Annotated in this window: 17 protein-coding genes; 9 read left to right on the forward strand and 8 right to left on the reverse strand. The window is 65.4% G+C overall.

What is annotated here, in order from left to right; all coding sequences use genetic code 11:
• From cas8c to A3Q7_RS0100505, 4 genes are all read right to left on the reverse strand, one after another.
• Window positions 1-1,818 carry a type I-C CRISPR-associated protein Cas8c/Csd1 gene (gene cas8c / locus A3Q7_RS0100490; RefSeq protein ID WP_026224322.1) on the reverse strand — a complete coding sequence of 606 codons (1,818 nt, stop codon included), beginning with the start codon at window positions 1,816-1,818 and terminating at the stop codon, window positions 1-3.
• Window positions 1,815-2,501 carry a type I-C CRISPR-associated protein Cas5c gene (gene cas5c, locus A3Q7_RS0100495; RefSeq protein WP_018409881.1) on the reverse strand — a complete coding sequence of 229 codons (687 nt, stop codon included), beginning with the start codon at window positions 2,499-2,501 and terminating at the stop codon, window positions 1,815-1,817. The genes cas8c and cas5c overlap by 4 nt, the downstream gene beginning before the upstream one ends.
• Window positions 2,502-2,819: 318 nt before the next feature.
• Complete coding sequence (locus A3Q7_RS19080; protein ID WP_026224323.1) at window positions 2,820-5,186, reverse strand: CRISPR-associated endonuclease Cas3''; 2,367 nt, start codon at window positions 5,184-5,186, stop codon at window positions 2,820-2,822.
• A gap of 81 nt (window positions 5,187-5,267) precedes the next feature.
• Complete coding sequence (locus A3Q7_RS0100505; protein ID WP_018409884.1) at window positions 5,268-6,248, reverse strand: helix-turn-helix transcriptional regulator; 981 nt, start codon at window positions 6,246-6,248, stop codon at window positions 5,268-5,270.
• A 122-nt stretch (window positions 6,249-6,370) separates the two neighbouring features.
• Here A3Q7_RS0100505 and A3Q7_RS0100510 point away from each other — a divergent pair, with 122 nt between their 5' ends.
• The 4 genes from A3Q7_RS0100510 to A3Q7_RS0100525 all read left to right on the forward strand — a co-directional run bounded on the left by A3Q7_RS0100510 (window position 6,371) and on the right by A3Q7_RS0100525 (window position 8,538).
• Entirely contained in the window at window positions 6,371-6,526 is a 156-nt protein-coding gene (locus A3Q7_RS0100510; protein ID WP_157278040.1) for a hypothetical protein, read from the forward strand.
• A 131-nt stretch (window positions 6,527-6,657) separates the two neighbouring features.
• The gene (locus A3Q7_RS0100515; RefSeq protein WP_018409886.1) at window positions 6,658-6,921 is read left to right on the forward strand and encodes an antitoxin; all 264 of its coding nucleotides are present in this window, start codon (window positions 6,658-6,660) and stop codon (window positions 6,919-6,921) included.
• Window positions 6,922-6,933: 12 nt separating this feature from the next.
• Complete coding sequence (locus A3Q7_RS0100520; protein WP_018409887.1) at window positions 6,934-7,341, forward strand: type II toxin-antitoxin system VapC family toxin; 408 nt, start codon at window positions 6,934-6,936, stop codon at window positions 7,339-7,341.
• A 66-nt stretch (window positions 7,342-7,407) separates the two neighbouring features.
• Window positions 7,408-8,538: a methyltransferase gene (locus A3Q7_RS0100525; protein ID WP_018409888.1), complete on the forward strand. Its 1,131-nt coding sequence runs from the start codon at window positions 7,408-7,410 to the stop codon at window positions 8,536-8,538.
• A 2-nt stretch (window positions 8,539-8,540) separates the two neighbouring features.
• On the opposite strand, the gene A3Q7_RS0100530 is transcribed toward A3Q7_RS0100525, so the two are convergent.
• Genes A3Q7_RS0100530 through A3Q7_RS0100540 form a run of 3 tightly spaced genes read right to left on the reverse strand, consistent with a single transcriptional unit; the run spans window position 8,541 to window position 13,295 of the window.
• A complete protein-coding gene (locus A3Q7_RS0100530; protein ID WP_198289146.1) occupies window positions 8,541-9,902 on the reverse strand; it encodes a di-heme oxidoreductase family protein in 1,362 nt (453 codons plus the stop codon).
• A complete protein-coding gene (locus A3Q7_RS0100535; RefSeq protein WP_018409890.1) occupies window positions 9,899-11,227 on the reverse strand; it encodes an ABC transporter substrate-binding protein in 1,329 nt (442 codons plus the stop codon). The genes A3Q7_RS0100530 and A3Q7_RS0100535 overlap by 4 nt, the downstream gene beginning before the upstream one ends.
• Window positions 11,228-11,243: 16 nt before the next feature.
• Entirely contained in the window at window positions 11,244-13,295 is a 2,052-nt protein-coding gene (locus A3Q7_RS0100540; protein WP_018409891.1) for a TonB-dependent receptor plug domain-containing protein, read from the reverse strand.
• 384 nt (window positions 13,296-13,679) lie between these two features.
• On the opposite strand from A3Q7_RS0100540, the gene A3Q7_RS0100545 reads away from it, so the two are divergent.
• Window positions 13,680-14,024, forward strand: coding sequence for a winged helix-turn-helix domain-containing protein (locus A3Q7_RS0100545; RefSeq protein WP_018409892.1), 345 nt, complete (start codon window positions 13,680-13,682; stop codon window positions 14,022-14,024).
• 56 nt (window positions 14,025-14,080) lie between these two features.
• On the opposite strand, the gene A3Q7_RS0100550 is transcribed toward A3Q7_RS0100545, so the two are convergent.
• Window positions 14,081-14,287 carry a DUF2970 domain-containing protein gene (locus A3Q7_RS0100550; protein ID WP_232417746.1) on the reverse strand — a complete coding sequence of 69 codons (207 nt, stop codon included), beginning with the start codon at window positions 14,285-14,287 and terminating at the stop codon, window positions 14,081-14,083.
• A gap of 73 nt (window positions 14,288-14,360) precedes the next feature.
• Between A3Q7_RS0100550 and A3Q7_RS0100555 the strand changes: the two genes are divergently transcribed.
• From A3Q7_RS0100555 to A3Q7_RS20995, 4 genes are all read left to right on the forward strand, one after another.
• On the forward strand, window positions 14,361-15,425 hold the full coding sequence (locus tag A3Q7_RS0100555; RefSeq protein ID WP_018409894.1) for a DUF2157 domain-containing protein: 1,065 nt from the start codon (window positions 14,361-14,363) through the stop codon (window positions 15,423-15,425).
• Window positions 15,422-16,255, forward strand: a complete 834-nt coding sequence (locus A3Q7_RS0100560; RefSeq protein WP_018409895.1) for a DUF4824 family protein — start codon at window positions 15,422-15,424, stop codon at window positions 16,253-16,255. Before A3Q7_RS0100555 ends, A3Q7_RS0100560 begins: the two co-directional genes overlap by 4 nt.
• The gene (locus A3Q7_RS0100565; RefSeq protein WP_018409896.1) at window positions 16,252-16,482 is read left to right on the forward strand and encodes a DUF3565 domain-containing protein; all 231 of its coding nucleotides are present in this window, start codon (window positions 16,252-16,254) and stop codon (window positions 16,480-16,482) included. Before A3Q7_RS0100560 ends, A3Q7_RS0100565 begins: the two co-directional genes overlap by 4 nt.
• A 410-nt stretch (window positions 16,483-16,892) precedes the next feature.
• Complete coding sequence (locus A3Q7_RS20995) at window positions 16,893-17,444, forward strand: hypothetical protein (protein WP_232417748.1); 552 nt, start codon at window positions 16,893-16,895, stop codon at window positions 17,442-17,444.
• Window positions 17,445-17,486 lie beyond the last annotated feature (42 nt).

Consider the following 17,486-nt stretch of genomic DNA (forward strand, 5'->3'; position numbering starts at 1 on the left):
TCAGATGTCTCCTTCGGGTTCGGTAACGTCGGGCTGGTTTTTTTCGCCATGTGATTGCGAGTGCGGGGCAAAGAAGTCCTGCCGCTGGTGGTAGTAGCCGATCGCGAACCGGCCTTGGTCCTGAAGCGGCATGTGGCGTGGAAAGTCGTCAATGCCTGACATGATTTCCGCGAGCAATATTTCGAAATTCACCGCCCGCCGCTTGTTGCTCAGCTTCGCGAGGTGATGGTTCTTGAGGCGCATCAGGGACGTGAACACCGCGACAGGGGTGCTTGATGCCGCACCGTAGTAGCGCTCGCGTATCGTCGCGTTCAGCCCTGGGCTGGCCTCTTCCTGGATTTTTTCCAGCGTTGCGAACAGTCGTCCCAGCCGATAAGCAACGGATGGATTTTCGGGGTCGAGCATTTCTGTGATCTCCCTGGTTGGATGGTCCGGGCCATGGTCACGGTCCCGAACGGAACGGTTGAGACATGCCTTGATGGCGGCTGCCCGCAAGTAGCTGACGCGTTGTTCGGCGCGGCAGCGTTGAACTGCTGCGTTCAGCCACATTGCGGGGTAGGGCGAACCGGTGAAGATGCTGCGCACGATGTCGCCGCCCAGACGCGGCGGTATGTTGTCGGCCTTGCTCTGAATGGTGATCGCGGTGAGAAGCCGGAAAAGACTTGGGTATTCCATGTCATTCGGGCTGCGTACGATGCGCAGATCGTCGAACCAGGCGGTCACCCGTTCGGCGATTTCACCCAGCGGGGCCGCGTGCCAGAAGCGCACTGAAATGCGCGCGGCGTTCGGCGCAAGTCCCAGAACGAAGAAGCGGTTCTGGCCTCGCTCACCGCTGAAGCCGCCGGTTCGTACCGCCTCAAACAGAGCCTTGACCTTTTCCGACTGGGCGTCAGGATCGTCGCCGCCAATGATCTCGGCCAGCCACTCCTCCATTGGCTCGTCATCCCGCTGTGCCCAGAAAACCGTGGAGGCGTCGCCCACCTGGAGGCGCTGCGTCGAGTCGCGCGCGAGAAGTGTGTTTAAAGCTGTGGTGTAGGCGAAGGCAGCCGCTTTGCCGACGGGGGCGTTGTTGCCCTGTGTTTTGGCATAGGAGTTGAAGGCGTCGAGGTTGAACGAGACGATGTTCGCGCCTGAAGTCTGCGCGCCCCATACACCCTTGATCGCGGTGTGCAGCCTTTCCGTGGGTGCGGTGTTTCCTGTAACCAGACACATGCCGGACAAAGCACCGCTTTCGTCGTCCTCGGCTACGCCGATATGCGGCAAGACAGCGACTCGCTGGCAGATGAGCTCGGTGTCCCCGACCAGACGGAAGCTCAACACAGGGTTGCCGGCGGCAATTTCTTCGAACGCTTCAAAGCTTCGGATTTGACCCTGGGCGTTGCCGGCAAGGAAGGTCAATACCGCTTGAACGCCTTCGTCGCGTTGAGCCTCCGGGGGTAATTCAAGAATTCGCGCCCGGAAAGCGGCTTGCATTTCCAGCAGGCGCGAAAGGTACTCGTCGGACTTGCCCTTGTCTATTGCGTCCTCATGCTTCTTGGCATCCGGTAGTGCGAGCACATACTCAGCGTTGTCCCAAAGCAAGTTGGCCGCGATGCCAGATGTCTTTTTGACGCCCTTGGAGACTAAATAGGCAGTGCCTATCTTTTTCTTTCCCGCGACATGACGGGTGTCGACAACGGCACGAAGCGCACCTGATGCATCGAGCTCAAGTACGTAGGCAATTTCCTTCAGTTCAAGGCCGAATGCGGGAAGCCGCCGTGTTGGATCGGGGGCCGTCTGGCGACGATGGTAGTAGTCATTCAGTGCCTGAAGAATCATCCCCGCACCTCCACACGACTCAGATCAAGTACGCCACGCTCGACCTTGGCGCGAAAGAAGCGGGGCGTGGGGTTGCTCGGGTTGCTGAAGTCCATGTCGTGCAGCATCCACCCCAGGTCGGCGCTCCACTCCTGCAATGCGGAAGGTTCGTCCATACCTGGCTGGAAATCGCCGTCATCGGTTTCCGTGAGTGGTACGGGCCTGAAGCGTGCGGCGAATTCGCGACACCCCAGATAGGGCTGGTTGATGCACTGACCGGCCCCGGCGCGTCGGCTGAACATGGCCAGGTACTTGCCCGGGTTGCTGCGCGCATCGTCGCCAATCATTTCCATGTCGGCATAGAGACGGTAAGCGACATCGCGCAGGAAAAGCCCCGCCCGCTGCTGCCGCTCATCCTCGATATACAGCGCCAGCTCGCCGTGCCCCGCGTTCATTGCCGCTTGCGCGTTGCGGGTTGAGGCGACCGCACCCACCTCGTTGCGTCGCACGCTGATCCACTTTACCGGCGCCAGGACTTCGATTCGACGAATCTGCCAGCGGATGGAGGGTTTCCAGAGGATTGCTTCGAACACCGCACGTGCGGCGGAGGGCGTGATGAGATCGTAGGACACTCGCTCGACCTTCATCTCCGGTCGGGTGAAGCAGGCGTAGTCGCCGCGTACTTCGAGACAAAATCGCTTCATGTAAATTTCTCCAATTTTTCAATTAGATATCCTACGACCAAGCAAAGAAGTAGCAGGTAAAGTGCATAAAAGCGTCCGGGCTGAAGCTGAATGGCGAGCATTCGAATTTCTCGCAGTACGCCTTTCCAATCGACCATGACTCGCTCCAGCGAAACACTCTCACCAGAGATCATACATATCCATCTTCCAGTATGGTGCACAATGTGTTTTAATTCGGCCTTCGCTGATTCAGCGTGGATTGAAACCAGTAAGGGGCTCTCACAGGAAGCGAGGTGGTGGGATGGGGGTGACCCCATCCCTCTCTTGGTGCGCTCATGATCAGTAAACCCAACTTGCTGGATCACCCGGAGCCGAATCTACTCTTGCGCCCATGACCCGGTCGTAGAACCCGTCCCAGCCATCGATCTGAACATAGAGCCCCGGACAAGCTGTGACCTCCCGGATGTCGCCGGCCTCGATCAGCGCCGGTAGCTGATGCCGGTAGAGGGTCACGCAATAGCGCTGCAGCTTGCGCATGAGCCAGCGGGCGGGACCGTCGCGTTCGAGCATTCCGATCAGTGCATCGATGTCCTCGCGCGCATTCGGGCTGCGATAGCGAACCACCACCGTTGCTGCATCTTCGTTGTCGATCAGTCGGAAATTGTCGGCCGCATCGCGGAACTGGACTGGAAGGGCAAGTGACTTGGCGTCAATCTGCAGCCGGAGCATCTTGCCGATGCCATGAAGGTCCAGTGACTGCGCGTCATGGTAAAGACGCTGGAAGTAGTTGCGGATCAGCGGAAGTGCGAACGGTTGCTCGGGCAGCTCATGCCACACGGCCTTGCAGGTGTCGCGTGCCTGACGCAACAGACCCGGGGGCGCCTTGGTGGGCGGTACGAACACATGCACTTCTCCAGGTTCGTGCAGACGCCCTTCGCGGTTGCAGCGACCCGCGGCTTGGGCTATCGAATCCAGTCCGGCCATCGCGCGGTAGACGGTTGGAAAGTCGAGATCGACACCCGCTTCGACGAGCTGGGTCGAGACCACGCGCACCGGCGCAGCTTTTGTGCCGGCCTCGATCGCAGCGCGACGGCAAGACAGCGCCTGCTTGATGGCCTCAATGGTGTCGCTGCGGTGCTGTGCGCACATGAGTGCTGACAAATGCCAGCACCCTTCGTCGGATCGCGCCTTGACCAAACCGTACAGTTCGCGCGCATCGGCGCGCCGGCTGACGATGGACAGCACGGCCTGGTGCTGCATGATCTCGTCGGCCAATTCAGGCCAGTTGCGTGGCGTTTCGAGGCTGGCGGGCAGTTTGACGCGAACGCGCTCGAGCGCTTCATACAGCGCCGGAACGTCGTCGATGATCTCCGTGACCTTGCCGATACCGCGCGAAATGCCGCGCGTCGGGTCCGCACTTCCGCTCGCGTCCAGCACCGGCTGGGTGGCGGTGCACAGCACTACGGTGACGCCGAAGTCCTGTATCAGATAACGCAGCACGTCAATGACTGGCTGCAGGAACTCGACGGGCAGCAACTGGGCCTCGTCGAGCACGATGACGCTATCGATCAGGTTGTGCAGCTTGCGGCAGCGAGAGGTTTTGCGCGCAAACAGGCTTTCGAATAGCTGGACGTTGGTCGTGACGATCAGCGGGGCGTCCCAGTTCTCGCAAGCGAGGCGGGAGCGCGCGGTTTCGCTCTCCGGATCGGATTCGATGTTGCTGTGATGTTCGATCACCACGTCGTCGCCAAGCGGAGCGAAGACCTCGCGGAACACATTCGCCGTCTGTTCAATGATGCTCGTGTAGGGAATGGCGTAGATCACTCGTCTCTTGCCATGATGGACCGCGTGTTCGAGCGCGAAGGCGAGGCTTGAGAGGGTCTTTCCGCCGCCTGTGGGAACAGTGAGACTGTAGGTTCCAGGGGCTTGTAGCGCTTTGCTGATGCATTGACGCAGTACATCGGCACGTACGCGGTTCACCGATGTTGCTTTGACTTGCGAGGCAAGTCGCACGAGATGTCCAGCGAGTGTTTCCCGCATCGTCGCAAGGGAGGGCGCGCCTTCGCGTCGATAGGCCTTCTCGACGTTCATGTATCGCTCGGTATCGAGAAAGTCTGCGTCGACCAGCGCCGAGAACAGCATGCGTACCCACAGTGCAAAACGCCCTGGAGCCTCATGCTCGGTTCCCACCGGCAGACACTTGAGGCTTAGATGCGTGCTGTCCGGATGGGCAATGTCGGTCGGACTGGGGCGCGATGCGGCTTCGTCGAACTCGGTGCGCGCATGGGCGCTCGCAAGTCTGGCGGCGAGGCCGGCGCCCTCCCAGTTGTCGAGGCCAGCGTGGTGACCGGCGATGACGTATTGCAGGACGCGACTGAGCAGCAGCCCTTGCCGTCCGAGCTGTCGCTCAAGTTCCTTTTCCGCCCAGAGGGCGCCTGCTGCGGAATGGGTTTTCTGTTGATCCGAAACTCTCTCGATGTGGGCGTCGATGCCGTTTGCGAGCCTGATGTAGCGCTGAAATCCAGCCCTACGTTTGCCGAGGTCGTGCCACAGTCCAGCCAGACGGGCAATCGGCTGCGCTGGCCCCGGCATGAAGATCGCTGCCAGGCGGCCAACCTCGCGCAAATGGTCGTCCAGCCAATGAGGAGGTTTGCCGGCTTCACCGGAGGGTGGGGCGTGTGCCCAGTCTTCAGTATCTGATCGCATGAAATGTACGCGTTCGACTTTCTTCTATTGAGCTACTTGCGCGCAGCATGAGCTTGGGCGGGCTCAATTCCTGAGCCTGCATCAAAGCCGCTCCGCATAAAGCGTTCGCAGCGCTTCGATCTCTGACTCGACAACCGAGCGAAGCTCTTCCGGCGCCAGCACTTCGCAGTGTCTTCCGTGCTTGAGGATGTCCATCATCAGTTCGCGGTGATCGGCGTAGGGGATGTCGAGCAGATAGTGGCCGTCGGCGTCGAAGCGCCCCTTCTGTTTCGGATGCCAGGCCTCATGGGCCAACCAGCGTGCGCGCTCGGGCGAGAAGCGCAGTCTGGCCCACTGGATGCGCTGGCCGGAGAAGATGCCGTAGCCGGGGCCGAACACCGTCTGCAGAGTGCGCAGGCTGACCTCGCGCGCCGGGGTGGCGAGCAGGTGGGCCTCGCGTATGGCATCCAGCGCGAAGCTGCGCAGGTCCTTGCGCAGATGGCACCAGGCTTCGAGGTACCAGTTCTCGCGGTAGTGCACCAGCCGCTGCGGCGATATCTCGCGGTCGCTCACGGTGTCACTGCTGCGCGCGGCGTAGCGGATCAGCAGCCGCTTGCGGCGCAGCAGTGCGGAACCTATGCGCTCGAAATGAGCGAGGGTGACAGGTCTTTTTCCCAGTCCGACGATGAGTACGCGGCGGCGCACCGCTTCGGCGTCGTCTTTGGCCGCGCCCAGAAGTGCGTTGAGCCTTTCCATCAGCGGCTGGACCTGGCGGGTGAGAATGCCGCCTTCGTCGAGATTGGCCAGCAAGTGCTGCATGGTCAGCAGGGCGTGGATTTCGGCGCTGGAAAACCAGATGGACAGCTCGAGCTGGGCACCGCCGCAGTGTTCCGGGCTCAGGATGTAGCCGCCGCGCTCACGGTCGAACTCCACCGGTGCGCCCATCACGTTGCGCAGATAGGCGATGTCGCGAGTGAGCGTCGCGCGCGATACTTCGAGTACGGCCTGCAAGCGCTCGAAAGAGATGGCCGTGCGCGTGCTCAGGCACTGGCGGATGCGGGCTGCTCTGTCCGTTCGTGACATCCGGAACCGTCCTCCTTGCGCTTGCCGAATGGACCAAAATGGTAGCGTCCTGGCATGGCCGGCTGCCGTCGGCCATATGGATGATGGCATTGATCCCGGGAAGGGCGCAGGAGGGCATGATCATGAAGGATGCGCGCAAGAACGATGTCGCGAAGGCGCCCGCGCAGCGGCGCAACCAGGTCTTTCGCCTGCTCAGCGAAAGGCTGCGCAGGTTGAGCGCGGGGAGACCTCAGACGCCGTCGGAGGTGCTGCAGCGGCAGTCGAGGGACGAGCGCTGAGCAGGTTCGCCACACAGCATCCTCGCCGCAGCGTGGGCCGGCCGTCTGCGTCGCCTGGCGCTGCCACCCGCGTTGCGCCGCCGTTTTTCGATGTATATCCTGTATCTACATCGTTCAAGACTCTATCCATCATGCGGACCCGCATCTTCAAAAGTGGCAATTCGCTCGCCGTGCGCATTCCGAAGGAACTGGCCATTGCCGGGGTGTCGGAAGAGGTCGAGATCGAGCGGGTGGGCAACACGCTGGTGCTGCGGCCGGCGCGGCGCAAGAGCCTTGCCGGCGTGGGCGAGATATTCGCGATGTTCAGTCCGGATTTCATGTCCGAAGGGCGCGAATTCCACGAGGAACGGGAGCGGGACTGGGGCGCCGCGGGTGGTCCCAGGGAGGGCGTCTAGGTCATGGCGTGGATGCTCGATACCAATATCTGCATCTACCTCATGAAGCAGGCATCGCCGCAGGTGATTGCACGCCTTGAATCCTTGCGCGAGGGCGAAGCCGTCATGTCGGTCGTGACCTATGCCGAGTTGCGCGCAGGACTTGAAGTGCGCGAGCAGACCCGGGCGCGGGACGAGAGCGTTCTCGAGGCGCTGGTTCAGCGCATTCCGGTGCTGCCTTTCGACATTCCGGCCGCGCAGTCCTTCGGCGCATTGCGGGCCGCGGTGCGCGACCGCCGCCGTAACGCGCTCGACCGCATGATTGCCGCCCACGCGGTGAGCGTCGATGCCGTGCTGGTCACGAACAACGAAGCGGGCTTCGCCGATTACCCCGGTCTGGTGGTGGAAAACTGGACGCGCGATCCTGCTGCGCCCGCTTGAGCGTCGACCGCTGGCTCGCTTTAGCATATATATATATGCAATCAAGATAACTCCGGTGACCGAAACTTGACCGAAGCACGACTTGTACTGCCCGACGGCGACGCTGCGCACGGCGCCCGCTGGCAATCCGAAGCCGGCGTTCCGCCGCCGAAGAAGATCGTCGTCGCCGACGATACGATGAACGCCGACACGGCCTTCCGCTTCGCCAGCGAGGGCACGGCGCTGCTGTGGCGCGGCGACTTCCAGAATGCGCGGCAGATGCTGCAGGCGCTGGCGCGGCGGGGGGACCGCAAGCCGCGCAAGCCGGCGGCGACCCTGCGCGACGCGTTCAACCAGCACCGGCTGGCGCAGTCGCAGCGGGCGCGCACGCTGGGCATGCTGCTTATCCCGTTCGAGGCCGGTCACTTCATTCCGCTGCGCCGCGCGCCCGATGTGGCGGAGGCCTGCACGCAGGCGCACGGCGAGGCCGACCAGCCCTATGTGTGTTCGCTGCGCGAACTGCTGGGGCTGGTGGGGGCGTACGAATGGCGGCGCAATGGCGTCGACATTCCCGCGCTCGGTGCGCGCATCCATCCGCATTACGGCGTGTTCTCGCCAGTGCGCGGCGAATATGTCGAACTGGTCGCGCGCGCGCCGCTGCCGGCGGCGCTGGCTGCCGACGGCGTCGCGTTCGACATCGGCACCGGCACCGGTGTGCTGTCGGCGGTGCTGGCGCAGCGTGGCGTGCGGCGCATCGTCGCTACCGATATGGACGAGCGCGCGCTGGCCTGCGCGCGCGACAACCTCGCGCGGCTCGGTTTCGCCGCCCGGGTCGAGCTGAGCCGGGCGGACCTCTTCCCGGCCGGGCGCGCCGCACTGGTGGTGTGCAATCCGCCGTGGCTGCCGGGCCGGCCGGCGTCGCCGCTGGAACACGCGATCTATGACCAGGACAGCCGCATGCTCAGGGGTTTCCTGTCCGGGCTGGCCGATCACCTCGCGCCGGACGGCGAGGGCTGGCTCATCCTGTCCGACTTCGCGGAACACCTGGGGCTGCGCGCGCCGGACGAAGTGAGCGCGCTGATCGCCGGCGCCGGACTCGAAGTGGCTGGCCGGCTGGAAGCAAAGCCGCGCCACGGCAAGGCGCAGGACGCGAACGATCCGCTGCATGCCGCGCGTTCGAAGGAAGTGACGTCGCTGTGGCGGCTGCGGGCGAGGTGAACTTACAGCGAATGCAGGAAGGCGATCAGCGCTTCGCGTTCGCGGCGCGTCATGCGCCGTACCGCGTCGCGCGACCGGCGCGCTTCGCCGTCGTGCCACAGGATGGCTTCCAGCGCACTGCGCGCCCGCCCGTCATGCAATAGCGTGGCGTGTTCATTCACCGTGGCGAGCAGGCCCAGGCCCCACAGCGGCGCCGTGCGCCACTGACGCCCGCCGGCTTCGAAGTCGGGGCGCCCGTCGGCCAGCCCGGCGCCCATGTCGTGCAGCAGCAGGTCGGTATAAGGGTGAATGAGCCTGTTTTCCAGCGCAGGAAAATCCGGAAAGCGCCCGGTGCGCAGCGACGGCCGGTGGCAACCGTCGCAGCCGGCGCGCGCGAAGAGCCGGCGTCCGTGCCTGACCTGCGCCGCGTCCTGCCGGCGTGCGGCCGGAACGGCCAGCGCATGGTGATAGCGCGTCATCGCGTCGAGCGCGTCGTCCGCCAGTTCGGGATGCGTGTCGCGCACCGCGGCGCAGGCGGTCTGGGCGGGCGGGCAGTTCGCGGCCGGAAACAGCGATGAGGTAATGCCCATGTCGCCAGCCAGCGCGGCGGCGATCTGCTGGCGCACCGTGGGCTGGTTCGCCTTGTGGCCGAAGCGTCCGATCACGGCGCGGTTGCGGGCGATGTCCCACACCCGGTTCGGCTGGCCGGCAATGCCGCGACCGCTTTTCTTCTGTTCCGCGGCGATGGCCAGCAGATCGCTCTCGGGCACCGCTTCCAGCAGGCCGACGCCGAACAGCGGTGGGGCGACCCTTGCGGATGTCATTGTTCCGGCGGCGAGAGGGCCGTGCGCCAGACGACGGAAGGCGATGCGCGGCCTGCGCAGTTCGACCGGTGTGCCGTCGCCAAGCGTCACCTCATGAGTGAGCCATTCGATGGTCGCCTCGCCTTCGCCCGGAACGCCGGGCACGCCGAATTCGTTGAGCTGGTCGCCATAGACCGGTTCCGGCACCGGCCCGCCATCCGGCGCGCGGCCCGGTACCGACAGGCGCACCAGCATCGAGCGCATCGGCTCTTCCGGCGACGCGGGCGGCTCGCCCCGTCCGTTGCGCGGGTGACATGAAATGCATGCCGGACGGTTGTAGGTGGGGCCGAGGCCGGCGATGTCCGGGTCGAGCGACGGCGCAATGACCCAGGTCTGCCGGACCAGAGAGCGGCCCCGGACGATGCTGGCGCGCTGCGCCTCCGGCACCATGGGCCAGTCGATCTGCTGGAAGGCGTCGCGGTGGGTGTCGTCGGTGGCGGAAGGGTCAGCCGCGGCGAGTGCGCAGGGCAGCGCCAGCGTTGCGCAGAACAAGAGCCCGCGCAGGGCGAAACGATGAGTCAACGCGGCACCCCCTGACCGTCGAGCAGGCCGCCGGCGCGCGCGAGGGCGCGCGCCACGGCTTCGCGCCAGCGTGCTTCGGTGTCGCGGCGTTCGCGCGACGGCGGTGTGTCCGCTTCGCCGGGCGTGCGCGGTACCGGCTCGAACAGGCGGCGCAGCGGCGCATCCACCTGATACACGGCGTCCACCGGCATGCTGCCGAGCAGGGTGCGCGCTTCGCGCACCGCGGCGGTGTCGCCGAGGCCGTCGCGCTCGGCGGCGTGCACGCGCGCCCACAAGTGCGCACGTTCCGCGTGCGGCTGCACCAGCACGATGTCGAACAGCGCGGCCACCAGCCCCTGGCGCTTGCGCATGAGCGTGCTGTCGAAGCCCGGCGTGTCGGCTGCGAAGGGGCGCGCGCTCAGTTCCGGATGCGCGGCGTAGCGGTCGGGCCGCACCGGCAGGCGGCGCACGTCCGGGTGCAGCAGCAGGTCCTGGCCTTCGGCCGACAGCAGGAAATTCACGAAGCGGCGCGCCGCGTCGGCGTGCGGTGCGTCGGCCAGCACGGCGACGTGGGCGGGGCTGTAGGCGGTGCGCGGCGGGTAGACGAAGCGCACCGGCGAAGAGCGGCCCGCCGCCTGCTGGGCCGCGAAAAAGTCTATGGTCATGCGCGCGGCTACCTGGCCTGACACCAGATCGTCGAGCGCGGGCGTGGCATCGCCGGCGCCGAAGGTGGCGTTGCCCGCGATTTCCGACAGCAGGGCCCAGCCCTTCTTCCAGCCCTGGCCTTGCAGTACCGCTTCGATCAGGCCGGGGGCGAAGCCGACGCGACCGGGAATCGGCAACTGCACCCGTCCGGCATAGCCGGGTGCGGTGAGGTCGGACCAGTCGCGCGGAACGGGCAAGCCGAGCGCGCGCAGTGACTGGACGTTGCAGGCGATGCCGTAGCCGGCCAGTTCGAAGGCGACATAGTGTCCGTCCGGATCGGAGATGGCTTCGCCGCCGACCTTTGCCGGCAACGCCTTGTCCACCTCCAGCCGAGTCAGTCGGCCGTCGGACTTCAGCGTGGCGAAGTTGCCGGGTGACGGCGCCCAGTAGACATCCACTGCGCCCGTGCCCGGACCTCGCAACCAGAGCAGGGCGTCGGCCGACTGTCGCCACAGCAGCTCGACGCGCATGCCCGGATACCGGCTTTCGAAGGCGCGCAGGTAGCGCGCGGTCAGTTCTTCGGGATAGCTGGTGAGCACCACCACCCGGTCGTCGTCCGGTCCGGCGACGCAGGCCAGGGATGACAGCAGTGCGCACAGGGCGAACGCGCCCCGCAGGACTGTGCGGAAGGAACCTGTCATGGCGTGGATCTCCGGCTCAGAAGCGCAGGCGCGAGGCGACGATGAAGCTGCGACCTTCCTGCGGGTAACCGTCGACCACGGCGTAGTTGCGGTCGAGCAGATTGCGGCCGGCGACCGACACATCCCATTCCGGCGTCAGGCGGTATTCCAGCTTCAGGCCGAGCAGCGCGTACTTGCCGGTCTTCACATAGCCGGTGCCGACCGCGCGGGTGGACCAGCGGTCGCTCGCATACTCCAGGCTGGGCACCACGCGCAGCGCTTCCGTCGGCTGCCACTTGGCGTAGACGAGCGCCTTGTGCTGCGGGGTCGTGGTCAGTCGCGCATTGGCGTCATTCGGGTTGTCGATTTCGGTGTCGACATAGGAATAGTTGCCCCCCAGGTCGAGACGCGGTCCGAGCGCGGCCAGCAGGCCGATCTCGATGCCTTTGAACGTCGCCTCGCCCACGTTCTGGCTTTGCGTCTGGTTGGTGCTGTTGAACACGATGGGGACGGACTGTATGGCGTCCTTCACGCGACTGTGAAAGACCGCCAGCTCGCCGCGCAGGCCGGGACGCAGCAGGTCGGAAACGCCGATCTCGATATTGCGGGCGCGTTCCGGCTCCAGCCAGGGATTGGAGATCGCGCCGCCGAAGCGCGAGCTGAAGCGCTCGAACATGGTCGGGAAGCGGATGCGGTCGGAATAGCTCAGATGCGTCTTGCCGCTGTCGCTGTAGCGGTAGATGGCGGCGGCCTGGTAGTTGGTGGCGTTGCGATCCGACTTGGGCTGCTCGAACAGCACATTGCTGGAGAACTCCTCGACCTTGCGCGTATGGCGCCAGTCGCGGCTGATGCCGCCGACCAGATCCAGCGCCGGTGTGACATGCCAGGTGTCTTCCGCGGCAATGGAGAAGGTGTCCTCTATCGTGGTCTGTTCCGGCTCGGTGAAATTCGTGGCGTGTGTGGTCTGCCATTCGGTGTGTTCGTCGCGGCGGTAGTGGGCGGCGAGCTTGAGCGTCTGCTGCGTGAGGTGCTCGGTGCCCAGTTCCACGCTGCCGCCGCGTGCGTTGTCGTCGTAGTAGCTGGTGAAGTTCTGCACCGTGAGTGTCGGATTGGTGTAGGCCGCCAGCGTGTTTTCGAACTTGTTGTAGTAGGCGCGCGTCTTGAGCCAGGTCTTGCTGTCGAGCTGGGTGTGGGACAGCCAGTACAGGCTCCAGGTGTCCCACTTCGGCCAGTCCCAGATGCTGATGGTCGAGGTGCCGGTGACCGATCCGATGCCGTGCTTCTCGCCGCCCTGCCACATGAAGTTGAGCGAGTACTCGTCGCTGCGGTTGGGCGTGAAGCCCAGCTTCATGTTCACCCGCTCGTCCTTCTTGCTGGTGTTGTCGCGTCGGCCGCCGTCCTCGGCCACGGTGGGCGTGAAGTCGCGCGACAGCCGCCAGTGGTCGACATCGCGCTGTTCCACGCTGAGCTGGAAGTAGAACGCTTCCTGCCGCGTGCCCACATTGGCGTAGATCGTGTTGCCGCTGTAGTCGCCGCTGTTGTCGATGCCGGCCGACACGCGCACCTCAGACTCGAAGCGTTTGACCGGGCGGCGGGTGACCAGATTGATTGCGCCGCCCATACCGTCCGGCCCGTTGATCACCGACACATAGCCCTTGGACACCTGGATTTCCGACAGGTCGGGCGTCAGGAAACGGTCGAAATCGATGCGGTTGTCGGCGGGCAGATAGAGCCGTATGCCATCCATCAGCAGCGGTACCTGCCAGCGGTCGAAGCCGCGGATGCTGATGAGCGCTTCGTTGCGGTTGCCGGCGCCGGCGGTGGTGGCGACACCGGGTACCAGATTGAGCGCTTCGGCCACGCCGTCCTTGCTGAAGTCCCACAGCGTTTCGCGGTCCAGCACCTCGGTACCCAGCGGCCGTTCGTCGTCCCGGCTTGCGGTGACGGTGATCTGACCGAGCGTGAATACCTCGCTGTCCTTCGCGTCGCCGCTGCGGGCGGCATCGCCTGCCGCCTGTGCGCCCGCTGTCAGTGCGCTGCCGATCATCAGGGCGAGAGCGCCGCGTGCCGGCATCTTTTTCGAGTTCATGGCTGTTCCTCAGGATGGTTGAAAAGCGGGGGGAGCCGGTTTTGTTCCTCGCGTCGGACCGGTTGGTTCGAGGTTTCGAAATATACGACGAGATATAACGAGTGTCGTGATTGATGGCGAAATTTTCTGGATAGCTTTCAGAAGTTGTTTATAAACAACTTGTTGTTTGTGTTCTTCTCTGTAGGGGAAGGGCGGAGAGGATGTTTTTGCTGTGCACGTCGGTATATCGCGCGCGTTTGTCTGCGGCGCCGCGAGGAAAGTCGTGCACGGCGGTGGCAGCGGGCAACTCGCGGGCGGCGCAGGCGGTGTCGCGCCGCGTGCGCCCAGCGGCGTGGAAGTCTGCAATCATGCGGGCCGTGTTCATTTCATGTTCCAGCCGGCCCTATGGCTTCCGATTTTCAGTTTCGCGCCCGTTTCTTTTCCGGTGACGAGGTTGCGCTCGGTCCGGGCAAGGTGGCCCTGCTCGAGGCGATTGCCCGCACCGGATCCATTTCCGCGGCGGCACGGGACAAGGGCATGTCCTACCGTCGCGCGTGGCAGTTGGTGGACACCATGAACCGCTGCTTTCGCACGCCGCTGGTGGATACCGCGACCGGCGGCCGCGACGGCGGTGGAACGCGGCTCACCGATGCCGGAGAGGCGGTGATCGAAGCGTACCGGTCGATGGAAGGGGCGGCCGAACGCGCGGCAGCAAGACACATCCGGGCAATCCGTTCGCGCCTGGCCTGAACGCTTCCGGCAGGCGTCGCCGGGAGCGCCTGCGGCGCGCTACCGCCTGTCGCCCGTCATGCGGTCGCCCACATCACCAGCGCGATCAGCGCAACATTCACCGCGATGGCGGCGAACAGCCCGCCGAGCAGGAAGTGCTGCGGACCCAGGCCTTCGGTGGTGCGCTGGATCATGCGCGCGCGACCGATGCCGGTGAAGGTGAGCAGGATGATCTTGAGCGCGCGCAGACTGCCGCGCAGCAAGGGTACGGGGGCATGATCCATCGCCGGATTGTGCCCGATCGGCAGCGCGCTGCGCTCATGGCATCATGCGGCGATGACATCCGGAAGCGACCCGATGGACGACACCCTGTCCCGCACCGATGCGCAGCAGCGCGTGGATGACATCCACGCCTGGCGCCGCGAACAGGCGCGGCTGACCGCCGACGGCCTGGCGCAGGCCGATGCGGCAGCGGTCCGCGCCCATCACGACGCACTGCTCGCGCGCTTCGCCGCACGGCCCGATGTCGACACCTCGCAGCGGGCGCGCCAGCTCACGCTTGGTCTGCGCATCGCCTCCTTTCTTGGCGCGCTGGCGCTGGCGGCCAGCGTGTTCTTCCTGTTCCGCCAGTACTGGCCGCTGTTTCCCGAAGCCGTGCAGGTGGCGCTGCTGGCCGGTGCCTCGCTCGGCACGCTGCTGCTCACCGCGTGGCTGCACCGGCGCGACGCCTCCGGCTACTTCACCAAGCTGGCCGCACTGGTCGCCTTCGCCTGTTTCGTGCTGAACCTGAGCCTGCTCGGTTCCAGCTTCAACATCACGCCGTCGGACAAGGCGCTGCTGCCGTGGGCGGCGTTCGCGCTGCTGCTCGCCTACACCTGCGAACTGCGCCTGCTGCTGGTGGCCGGGCTGGTCTGCATCACCGGCTTCATCGCCGCCCGCGTCGGCACCTGGACCGGCATGTACTGGCTCAGCGTCGGCGAGCGGCCGGAGCATTTCTTCCCGGCGGCGCTGCTCATGTTCTGCGTGCCCTTCTTCGTCGATCACCGGCGCCATCCCGGCTTCGATGCCACCTGGCGGCTGGTTGCACTGCTCGCGCTCTTCCTGCCCATGCTGGTGCTGTCGAACTGGGGCCGCGCGAGCTATCTGCCCTTCGACGCCGACCTGGTCGAAGGCTTCTATCAACTGGGCGGCTTCGTCGCCGGCGGTCTGCTGACCTGGCTCGGCGCGCGTCGTGGCTGGCCGGAGGTGATGAATACCGCGGTCGTGTTCTTCGTCATCTTCCTCTACACCAAGCTGTTCGACTGGTGGTGGGCGGTGATGCCGAAATTCCTGTTCTTCCTCGTGCTCGGGCTGGTGGCGCTGCTGGTCATCCTGGTGCTGAAGCGGCTGCGTGCGGTGACACAGACGGAGGCCGGGCGATGACGCAGGCGCAGAAATGGCTGCTGACCGGCGGCGTCGCACTCATCGTCGCGGTGAATGCCTTCGTGCTGGCGGGCGTCGCATGGAACCGCTCCGGCGTGCCCGGCAGCGCGCTCACCCTTACGCAGCGCGAACTCGGTCTGCCCTACGCCTTCGGGCTCGACGGCGAGCGCGGCGGCATCGACGTGGCGCTGCTCTGGCGCGCGCCGATGCGCGACGATAACGCGGAGGCCGCCTACGACATGCACTACGGCCGCGGGCCCGACTGGCTGGATGGCGACAAGCTGCGCGCGCTCGGCTTCGACCTGAAGGACGAGCGCGACGCCTACCGCCAGAAGCGCGAAGTGTATGTCGTGCTCGAACTGGCGGGCGCTGACTGGCAGGCGGCGCTGGCGCAGACGCAGCGCCGTCTCGACAGGGCGCTCGCCCGCGGCAACGCGGAGAGGCAGGATGTCGACGCGCAGAAGTCGGCACGGGAGGCGCTGGAATACGAGCAGCACAAGGCGTCGCGGCTGTTCGCCATCGACGCCGGGCTGGACGCCGCGGCGCTGCGCCAGCGCTATGTGGACACGCGTCGCTACCTCATCGTCGTGGCGACGGTGACGCCGTCCGTGATGGTGATCGACAGGAAGACCACCTTCAGCGGCCACATCGGTGAACTGGCGGTCGCCCGCATCAGCGTGCCGCACGCGCTGCGCGGCGCGATGGATGGCATCGACCGCAGCGCGCTCGACAGCGGGCGAGCCAGCTTCGAAATGGATGTCGCGTGGGGCCGCCGCTTCGAACCGTGGGTGACCGCAGTGCGGCCGCAACGCGTGGCGTCGACCGAATGAAGCAGCCGATCACCGGCTATCTGATCGACGAAGAGGGCGACTGGGTGGCCCGGCTGGCCTGCGGGCACCGCCAGCACGTGCGCCACCACCCGCCCTTCATCAACCGCCCCTGGGTGGTGACGGAAGAGGGGCGCGCGGCCCATCTCGGCGCGCTGCTCGACTGCCCGCGCTGCGACGCCTTCGAGTGGCCGGACCACATCGTCGAGCAGGCAGGCGGCCGTCGCTGATGTGGCCCTCGCCCGCATCAGCGGGAGAGGGTGGCGCGCAGCGCCGGGTGAGGGGCAGCGGCAAACACGGGCAGGTGGCTGCGTTCGAGGGTATTGTCGCGAGCGGGGCTCGCTCCTACGACAACCCTGCTCCGTTCGTGTTTGTCGCGAGTTCTTGTGGGAGCGGCCTCTGGCCGCGATGAGGCGCATGCGGGCCGCGGGCTTCGTTCGAAGCTGCATCGCGGGCAAGCCCGCTCCCACGAAAACCAGGCTCCGTTCGTGTTTGTCGCGAGCTTTTGTGGGAGCGGCCTCTGGCCGCGATGAGGCGGATGCGGGCCGCGGGCTTCGTTCAAGGCTGCATCGCGGGCAAGCCCGCTCCCACGAAAACCTGGCTCCGTTCGCGGTCCGTGCGAGCTGTTGTGGGAGATTCTATGTTCCGGCGCAAGCGTTTTCGTGTTGTTTCGGGACATAGTCGGCGGCGTTCTTCATCACAGAGAAGGCAACGCGAGCGAGTTTTTCTTGCCAGCGCAACCAGCGCCTGGGTGCGGCTGAATCCGCGCTGGAGCATGGCGCTGGTAGAAGCGGCTGCCAGGTCGTGGATCTGCTGGCGCGCCATGGCCGGCGTTGTAGAGGCAGCGCGGCGCATCTCCCGAGTCCCCTTCTTCTCTGCTGCAGCGCACGGCGTCCCGTCTTCTTGCCCGAATCGGCGCACGCTGACCGTCCATGCCAAGGAAGGCGATGAAGGGCGCTCCGCACCCGCTGAAGGCAGCGCGATGGAACACCGCGCACAGGCCGGCAGCGGTGAGCGCGCCGACGCCTTCGATCTTCAGGATGCGGCCGGTACGGTTCAGTCCATCCGCTCTCGTTTGATCAGCGAGGCGATGCGGCTGTTCGAAAACCGTTTGATTCAAGGCGGTGAGCCGCGCGCGAGAGCCACACGCACTTCGCGACCAAAGCCGGGCCAAGATCTTCCATGGCTCTGACGGATGCGACCCCGGCTTGCGTACCCCGACGGTTGCGCGCGA

Source organism: Methyloversatilis thermotolerans, from assembly GCF_000372885.1.
Classification (GTDB): Bacteria; Pseudomonadota; Gammaproteobacteria; order Burkholderiales; family Rhodocyclaceae; genus Methyloversatilis; species Methyloversatilis thermotolerans.

Bases quoted from the DNA above. Each gene is read 5' to 3' on its own strand.
- cas8c (WP_026224322.1), bottom strand. From the start codon at position 1,818: ATGATTCTTCAGGCACTGAATGACTACTACCATCGTCGCCAGACGGCC.
- cas5c (WP_018409881.1), bottom strand. From the start codon at position 2,501: ATGAAGCGATTTTGTCTCGAAGTACGCGGCGACTACGCCTGCTTCACC.
- A3Q7_RS19080 (WP_026224323.1), bottom strand. From the start codon at position 5,186: ATGCGATCAGATACTGAAGACTGGGCACACGCCCCACCCTCCGGTGAA.
- A3Q7_RS0100505 (WP_018409884.1), bottom strand. From the start codon at position 6,248: ATGTCACGAACGGACAGAGCAGCCCGCATCCGCCAGTGCCTGAGCACG.
- A3Q7_RS0100510 (WP_157278040.1), top strand. From the start codon at position 6,371: ATGAAGGATGCGCGCAAGAACGATGTCGCGAAGGCGCCCGCGCAGCGG.
- A3Q7_RS0100515 (WP_018409886.1), top strand. From the start codon at position 6,658: ATGCGGACCCGCATCTTCAAAAGTGGCAATTCGCTCGCCGTGCGCATT.
- A3Q7_RS0100520 (WP_018409887.1), top strand. From the start codon at position 6,934: ATGCTCGATACCAATATCTGCATCTACCTCATGAAGCAGGCATCGCCG.
- A3Q7_RS0100535 (WP_018409890.1), bottom strand. From the start codon at position 11,227: ATGACAGGTTCCTTCCGCACAGTCCTGCGGGGCGCGTTCGCCCTGTGC.
- A3Q7_RS0100540 (WP_018409891.1), bottom strand. From the start codon at position 13,295: ATGAACTCGAAAAAGATGCCGGCACGCGGCGCTCTCGCCCTGATGATC.
- A3Q7_RS0100545 (WP_018409892.1), top strand. From the start codon at position 13,680: ATGGCTTCCGATTTTCAGTTTCGCGCCCGTTTCTTTTCCGGTGACGAG.
- A3Q7_RS0100550 (WP_232417746.1), bottom strand. From the start codon at position 14,287: ATGGATCATGCCCCCGTACCCTTGCTGCGCGGCAGTCTGCGCGCGCTC.
- A3Q7_RS0100555 (WP_018409894.1), top strand. From the start codon at position 14,361: ATGGACGACACCCTGTCCCGCACCGATGCGCAGCAGCGCGTGGATGAC.
- A3Q7_RS0100560 (WP_018409895.1), top strand. From the start codon at position 15,422: ATGACGCAGGCGCAGAAATGGCTGCTGACCGGCGGCGTCGCACTCATC.
- A3Q7_RS0100565 (WP_018409896.1), top strand. From the start codon at position 16,252: ATGAAGCAGCCGATCACCGGCTATCTGATCGACGAAGAGGGCGACTGG.
- A3Q7_RS20995 (WP_232417748.1), top strand. From the start codon at position 16,893: ATGTTCCGGCGCAAGCGTTTTCGTGTTGTTTCGGGACATAGTCGGCGG.